This window comes from Streptomyces sp. (assembly GCF_050698815.1).
In the GTDB taxonomy this organism is placed as follows: Bacteria; Actinomycetota; Actinomycetes; order Streptomycetales; family Streptomycetaceae; genus Streptomyces.
On record NZ_JBOHCV010000407.1, the window covers coordinates 1 to 7,142 of the forward strand.

A 7,142-nucleotide genomic window follows, 5' to 3' on the forward strand; every position below is an offset into this window, starting at 1 on the left:
CGGACGGGCACGTTCTGCAGGTTCGGTTCGGTGGAGGAGAGGCGGCCCGTCGCGGCGACGGTCTGGCTGAAAGTGGTGTGGATACGGCCGTCCCCGGCGATCGTCTTGATCAGGCCCTCGACCGTGGTGCGCAGCTTCTGCTGTTCGCGGTAACGCAGCATCAGCACCGGCAGTTCGTGCTCGGTCTGGGTCGCCAGCCAGCCGAGTGCGTCGGCGTCCGTGGTCCAGCCCGTCTTGGTCTTCTTCGTCTTGGGCAGCCCCAGCTCCCCGAAGAGCACTTCCTGCAGCTGCTTGGGCGAACCGAGGTTGAACTCGTGCCCGACCGCGGCGTGCGCCTCGGTCACCGCCTGCTGCGCGGCGTCCGCGAACTGCTGCTCCAGCCCGGTCAGCCACTCGCGGTCGGCGCAGATGCCGGAACGCTCCATCCGGGCCAACAGCGCGGAGGTCGGCAGCTCCAGGTCGCGCAGCAGCTCCGCCGCGCCGACCTGCGCCAGCCTCTCCTCGAGCACCTCGCCCAGGTCGAGGATCGTACGGGCCTGCACCATCAGCGCCTGCGCCTCGGCCTGTTCGTCCACGCCGAAGGCGAGCTGCCCGCCGTCGTCGGCGGCGGGGCCCAGCTCGCGGCCCAGATACTCCACCGACAGCGCGTCCATGGCGAAGGAACGGCGGCCCGGCTTGTCGAGGTAGGCGCCGAGTGCGGTGTCCATGGTGACGCCCGCCATGCTCCAGCCCTGCTCGGCGAAGACCCGGGTGACCGCTTTGGCGTCGTGGACGACCTTGAGCCGGCCGGCGTCGGCGGTCCAGGCGGCGAACGCCTGCTCGTCGGCCGCGTCCAGCCGCGCCGGGTCGAACCAGGACGCCGGGCCGCCGGCCGTGGCCAGGGCGATCTCGCTGACGCTGCCCGCGCCCAGCTTCCACGCGCCGACCGTGGCCAGGCCGAGCGTGCCGCCCGCGTGCTCCGCCAGCCACGGGGCCAGCTCGCCCGCGCCCAGCACCGTGCCGTCGACGCCGATGCCTTCGGCCGGCGCGGCCGTTTCCTCCTCCTGACCGCCCGGGTCCGCGGCGAACAGCCGCTCGCGGAAGTTCTGGTGGCGGAACTCCAGCGCGTCCAGCACGACGCCTAGGGTGTCCCGGTCGTAGGCGACGCGCTCCAGCTCCGCGGGACCGCAGGACAGCTCGACGTCCCGGACGAGCTCGGTGAGGTGACGGTTGAGGGTGACCGCCTCCAGGTGGTCGCGGAGGTTCTGCCCGGCCTTTCCCTTCACCTCGTCCGCGCGCGCGGCCAGCTCGGCGAACGAACCGAACTGCTGGATCCACTTCGCGGCGGTCTTCTCCCCGACACCGGGGATGCCGGGGAGATTGTCGGAGGGGTCACCGCGCAGCGCCGCGTAGTCGGGGTACTGGGCGGGCGTCAGGCCGTACTTCTCCTGGACCTTATCGGGGGTGAAGCGGGTCAGCTCGGAGACGCCCTTGGTGGGGTAGAGCACCGTGACGTCATCGCTGACCAGCTGGAAGGCATCGCGGTCGCCGGTGACGATCGAGACCTTGAAGCCCTCGGCCGCCGCCTGAGTGGCAAGCGTCGCGATGACGTCGTCCGCCTCGAAGCCCTCCACGGCGAAGCGCCGCACCCGCATCGCGTCCAGCAGCTCCCCGATCAGCTCCACCTGTCCCTTGAACTCGTCGGGCGCCTTGGAACGGTTCGCCTTGTACTCCGCGAACTCCTCCGAGCGCCAGGTCTTGCGCGAGACGTCGAAGGCGACGGCGAAGTGCGTGGGAGCCTCGTCACGCAGGGTGTTCGACAGCATCGAGGTGAAGCCGTAGATCGCGTTCGTCGTCTGGCCCGTCGTGGTGGAGAAATTCTCCGCGGGCAGCGCGAAGAACGCGCGGTAGGCGAGGGAGTGCCCGTCCATCAGGAGCAGGCGCGGTCCGGTCTCTTTCGATGCCTTCTTAGCCACGTCCCCGATCCTCCCACGGCTCACTGACATCGCGGTGCGCGAGCACCCGCACGTGGCAGTATCGGCAGTATGCGTAAACCTCCTGCTCACGACCCCGTCCAGGACGCACCGGACATCTCCGCGCCACAGGACTCCGCGGCCGGAACGACGGCGGTGACGCGGTCGTTGCGGGACGCCCAGCGGCAGATGGGAGTGCGGCGGACCGCGCTCACCCTGCTCCGCGTCAACCAGAAGGACGGCTTCGACTGCCCAGGCTGCGCCTGGCCCGAGCCGGACAAGCGGCACACCGCCGAGTTCTGCGAGAACGGCGCGAAGGCCGTGGCCGAGGAGGCGACGCTGCGCCGCGTCACCCCCGACTTCTTCGCCGCGCACCCCGTGGCGGACCTGGCGACGCGCTCCGGGTACTGGCTGGGGCAGCAGGGCCGGCTGACCCAGCCCATGTATCTCGCGGCGGGCGCGGAGACCTACGAACCGGTCCCCTGGGAGCGTGCCTTCGACATCATCGCCGAGGAGCTGGGCGCACTCGGCTCCCCCGACGAGGCGGTCTTCTACACCTCCGGGCGGACCAGCAACGAGGCCGCGTTCCTCTACCAGCTCTTCGCCCGTGAGTTCGGCACCAACAACCTCCCCGACTGCTCCAACATGTGCCACGAGTCCTCGGGTGAGGCGCTGACCGAGACGCTCGGGGTCGGCAAGGGCAGCGTCCTCCTGGAGGATCTGCACCAGGCCGACCTGATCATCGTCGCCGGCCAGAACCCGGGCACGAACCACCCGCGGATGCTCTCCGCGCTGGAGAAGGCCAAGGCCGGCGGCGCGAAGATCATCACGGTGAACCCGCTGCCGGAGGCGGGCATGACGCGGTTCAAGAACCCGCAGACGGCGCGCGGCCTGGCCGGGGGCGGCACCGCCCTGACCGACCTCTTCCTGCAGATCCGCCTCGGCGGTGACCAGGCGCTCTTCCGCGCACTCAACCACCTGATCCTGGAAGCGGCGGCGGGCGACCCGGGCGGGGGCGCCGTCGACGAGGAGTTCGTCGCCGAGTACACCCACGGGTACGAGGAGTTCGCCGAGGCCGCCCGCGCCGCCGACTGGGACGGGACGCTGACGGCCACCGGCCTGGACCGTACGGAGATCGAGCAGGCCCTGGAGATGGTGCTCGCCTCCCGCCGTACCGTCGTGTGCTGGGCGATGGGCCTCACCCAGCACAAGCACGCGGTGCCCACCATCCGCGAGGTCGTCAACTTCCTGCTGCTGCGCGGAAACATCGGGCGGTCCGGCGCGGGAGTGTGCCCCGTGCGCGGCCACAGCAACGTCCAGGGCGACCGCACCATGGGCATCTACGAGCGGCCCCGGCCCGACTTCCTCGACGCGCTGGAGCGGGAGTTCGGGATCACGGCGCCCCGCGAGCACGGTCTGGACGTCGTACGGGCGATCCACGCCCTCCGGGACGGCCGGGCCAAGGTCTTCGTCGCGATGGGCGGCAACTTCGTGGCCGCCTCCCCCGACACGGCCGTCACCGAGGCCGCGATGCGCCGCGCCCGGCTGACGGTGCACGTCTCGACCAAGCTCAACCGCTCGCACTGTGTCACCGGCGCCCGCGCGCTGATCCTGCCCACCCTGGGGCGCACCGAGCGGGACCTCCAGGGTGGCGGCGAACAGTTCGTGACCGTCGAGGACTCCATGGGCATGGTGCACGCCTCCCGCGGCCGGCTGGACCCGGCGAGTCCGCACCTGCTGTCCGAGCCCGCGATCGTCAGCCGGCTGGCCCGGCGCGTCCTGGGCGACGCCTCACGTACGCCCTGGGAAGACTTCGAGAAGGACTACGCGACCGTCCGGGACCGCATCGCCCGCGTCATCCCCGGCTTCGAGGACTTCAACACCCGGGTGGCGCGGCCCGGGGGCTTCACGCTGCCGCACGCCCCGCGCGACGAGCGGCGCTTCCCCACCGCCACCGGCAGGGCCAACTTCACCGCCGCCCCCGTCAGCTGGCCCCGGCTGCCGGAGGGACGGCTGCTGCTGCAGACCCTCCGCTCACACGACCAGTACAACACCACGATCTACGGCCTCGACGACCGCTACCGCGGCATCAGCAACGGCCGCCGTGTCGTCCTCGTCAACCCCGAGGACGCCGACGGGCTGGGCCTCGCGGACGGCACGTACGCCGATCTGACCAGCGAGTGGAGGGACGGGACCGAGCGCACCGCCCGCGGCTTCCGCGTCGTGCACTACCCGACCGCGCGCGGCTGCGCGGCGGCCTACTTCCCCGAGACCAATGTCCTGGTCCCTCTCGACGCCACGGCCGACACGAGCAACACCCCGGCCGGCAAATCCCTGGTGGTCCGCGTCACCCCGGCCTGAGCGCGCGCTCAGCGGGCTGATAGGACAGTGCGGACAACACCAACCCACCACGGTGATCGGAGCCGCGGCCCATGGGCGAGCGATCGACGACCAAGTTCCCGCAGGAGGTTCTCGACCAGTGGTCGGGATCCGGGATCGACCTGCCCAGCCTGTTCTCCGCCGGGCACCTCGGCGACCGCATGGGCCTGCAGATCACCGAGGCCGCTCCCGAGATGGTCATCGGCACACTCCCCGTCGAGGGCAACACGCAGCCGTACGGGCTGCTGCACGGCGGCGCCTCGGCCGTACTCGCCGAAACCCTCGGCTCGGTCGGCGCCATGCTGCACGCCGGGCCGGGAAGATTCGCCGTCGGCGTCGACCTCAACTGCACCCACCACCGCGGACTCCGCTCCGGCCTGGTCACCGGGACGGCCGCACCCGTACACCGGGGGCGCTCCACCGCGACGTACGAGACCGTCATCACCGACGAGGCCGGCAAGCGCGTGTGCACAGCCCGGCTGACCTGCCTGCTGCGCGACGCCGAGCCCCAGCCGCGGCGGCCCTAGCCGCGGCCCTGGCGGGGTCTGGTCCCGCGGCCCGAGGGCCGCTAGCTTTCCCGGTCATGGGGGACATGGGCGAGAGGGACGACACGGGCGGCGGGCCGGAGGTGCTGGCCTCGGGGCGCGAGCGGCCGGGGATCCACGAGCGCTGGTCCGCGCTCCCGCGCCGGGTGCGCCGCGCCGGCCTGGCCGCAGCCGGCCTCGCCCTGCTGGCCGCCGGCACCGGCTATGCGCTCACCGCTCGGTCGCACGAGGCCCACCCGCGGCCACCAGCCGCCGAGCCGGCGGCGAAGCCGGTGCCCTACCCCGCACAGGCCGCCCGGATCACCTTCACCCAGCTGACCCCCGGGGACCCCGAGCGCCGCACCTTCACCGTCGAACTGCAGGCCGCTGCCGCGTCACCGCTTGAGGTGCTGGGCGTCACTCAGGGCTACGAGGCGGTCGATCTCCAGCTCGCCCATCGGGCCCCGGTCGACGTCGCCCCCGGCAGCCCACGGAAGCTCATCCTCCGGGCCAGAGTCACCGACTGCGACGACGTCCCACTCCGGGCCCGGTCACCGTTCCTGGATGTCACCCTGCGTAATACGCGGGCGCGGCAGGACCTCAGTGTGATCCCCGGCGAGCGCTACGCCCGCGCGCTCACGCACGCATTCCGGACGCTCTGCGAGCCCGCCCGCGCCGCCCGTTCCTCCAATCCCTGATCCATCTGCTGGTTCATCTCCCCGAAACGTGTCCGGTACATCGGCGCCCCGGAGCGGATCTTCCGCACGGCCCTCCGACGGACACGGCCCGGTAGGGCGCGAATAACAAGAACGTCACACCTTGTCGGCACCTCTGCCCACCGTCAGCCCTCGGCCATAGAGTCACGGCCAGTCACCGCGCAGCCGGGCGTGCGAGCGAGCACCGATAGGTACCACCCCCAGTACGGCCCGGCGCGCGACCCGGCCCTTCATCTCCGAAGGCCGAGCCAAGGGGAAAGGACTGATCGTGCGCCACCACCGTTCCATGCTCATCCTCACCACCGCGGTCGCCGCGGGATCTCTCACGCTGTCGGCGTGTGGTTCACGCGGTGACGACGGCGGAGGCAGCAAGAGTGGTGACAGCAAAACAGTCACCATCGGCCTCGACGCCCCGCTCTCCGGTGACCTGTCCGCGCTCGGCCAGGGCATCAAGAACTCCGCGGACCTCGCCATCAAGACGGCCAACAAGAAGAAGACCGTCGACGGCGTCACCTTCAAACTGGACGCGCAGGACGACGCCGCACAGCCCTCCGGCGGCCAGCAGAACGCCACCAAGTTCGTGGCCGACCAGAAGGTCATCGGCGCCGTCGGCCCGCTGAACTCCAACGTCGGCCAGTCGATGCAGAAGGTGTTCGGCAAGGCCAAGATGGTCGAGGTCTCGCCCGCCAACACCGCGCCCGAGCTCACCCAGGGCACCGACTGGCGCAGCGGCAAGAAGGAACGCCCCTTCGACACGTACTTCCGCACCTCCACCACGGACGCCATCCAGGGCCCGTACGCGGCGCAGTACATGTACAACGAGAAGAAGCTCAAGAAGGTCTACGTCATCGACGACAAGAAGACCTACGGCAAGGGCCTCGCCGCCACCTTCAAGGAGGAGTTCACCAAGCTGGGCGGCAAGGTGGTCGGCACCGACCACGTCGACCCCAAGGAGAAGGACTTCACCGCGGTGGCCAACAAGGTCGCCAAGGCCAAGCCCGACTTCGTCTACTACGGCGGCGAGTACCCGGCCGGCGCCCCGCTGGCCGACCAGGCCAAGCAGGCCGGGCTCAAGGGACCGGTCGTCGGCGGTGACGCCCTCTTCAGCGCCGAGTACGTGAAGCTGGCCAAGAAGAACTCCGAAGGCGACATCGCCTCCTCCGTCGGTGCCCCCCTGGAGACCCTCGACAGCGCCAAGGCGTTCACGAAGGCCTACGAGGAGGCGGGCTACAAGGACGCCTACGAGGCGTACGGCGGCTACGCCTACGACGCCACCTGGGCGATCATCCAGGCGGTCAAGGCCGTGGTCGAGAAGAACGACGGCAAGCTGCCCGAGGACGTGAACGACGCCCGCGAGCAGGTCACCGAGGCCATGCAGGACGTGAAGTTCTCCGGCGTCAGCGGTGAGGTCGGCTTCGACGAGTACGGCGACACCACCAACAAGCAGCTCTCGCTGTACGAGGTCAAGAAGGGCAAGCACGTGCCCGTCAAGACCGGAACCTTCAAGGACTGAGCCGGGCAACCGCCCCGTTCAACACAACCGACAACGCCGCGCGGGGGCGCACAACGCC

Annotated in this window: 5 protein-coding genes; 4 read left to right on the plus strand and 1 reads right to left on the minus strand. The window is 70.7% G+C overall.

Annotated features, from left to right (window positions below; genetic code table 11):
* Window positions 1-1,985, minus strand: a 1,985-nt coding sequence (locus tag ACRDP3_RS14840) for a DNA polymerase (protein WP_431517404.1), incomplete at its 3' end; no start/stop codon positions are given.
* A 39-nt stretch (window positions 1,986-2,024) separates the two neighbouring features.
* Between ACRDP3_RS14840 and ACRDP3_RS14845 the strand changes: the two genes are divergently transcribed.
* The 4 genes from ACRDP3_RS14845 to ACRDP3_RS14860 all read left to right on the plus strand — a co-directional run bounded on the left by ACRDP3_RS14845 (window position 2,025) and on the right by ACRDP3_RS14860 (window position 7,084).
* A complete protein-coding gene (locus ACRDP3_RS14845; protein ID WP_431517405.1) occupies window positions 2,025-4,313 on the plus strand; it encodes an FdhF/YdeP family oxidoreductase in 2,289 nt (762 codons plus the stop codon).
* A gap of 71 nt (window positions 4,314-4,384) precedes the next feature.
* The gene (locus tag ACRDP3_RS14850) at window positions 4,385-4,858 is read left to right on the plus strand and encodes a PaaI family thioesterase (protein WP_431517406.1); all 474 of its coding nucleotides are present in this window, start codon (window positions 4,385-4,387) and stop codon (window positions 4,856-4,858) included.
* A 56-nt stretch (window positions 4,859-4,914) separates the two neighbouring features.
* Window positions 4,915-5,553: a hypothetical protein gene (locus tag ACRDP3_RS14855; RefSeq protein ID WP_431517407.1), complete on the plus strand. Its 639-nt coding sequence runs from the start codon at window positions 4,915-4,917 to the stop codon at window positions 5,551-5,553.
* Between the two features lie 304 nt (window positions 5,554-5,857).
* Window positions 5,858-7,084: a branched-chain amino acid ABC transporter substrate-binding protein gene (locus ACRDP3_RS14860; protein ID WP_431517408.1), complete on the plus strand. Its 1,227-nt coding sequence runs from the start codon at window positions 5,858-5,860 to the stop codon at window positions 7,082-7,084.
* Window positions 7,085-7,142: the final 58 nt, after the last annotated feature.

Coding starts and splice junctions, on each gene's coding strand:
- ACRDP3_RS14845 (WP_431517405.1), top strand. CDS start 2,025: ATGCGTAAACCTCCTGCTCACGACCCCGTCCAGGACGCACCGGACATC.
- ACRDP3_RS14850 (WP_431517406.1), top strand. CDS start 4,385: ATGGGCGAGCGATCGACGACCAAGTTCCCGCAGGAGGTTCTCGACCAG.
- ACRDP3_RS14855 (WP_431517407.1), top strand. CDS start 4,915: ATGGGGGACATGGGCGAGAGGGACGACACGGGCGGCGGGCCGGAGGTG.
- ACRDP3_RS14860 (WP_431517408.1), top strand. CDS start 5,858: ATGCTCATCCTCACCACCGCGGTCGCCGCGGGATCTCTCACGCTGTCG.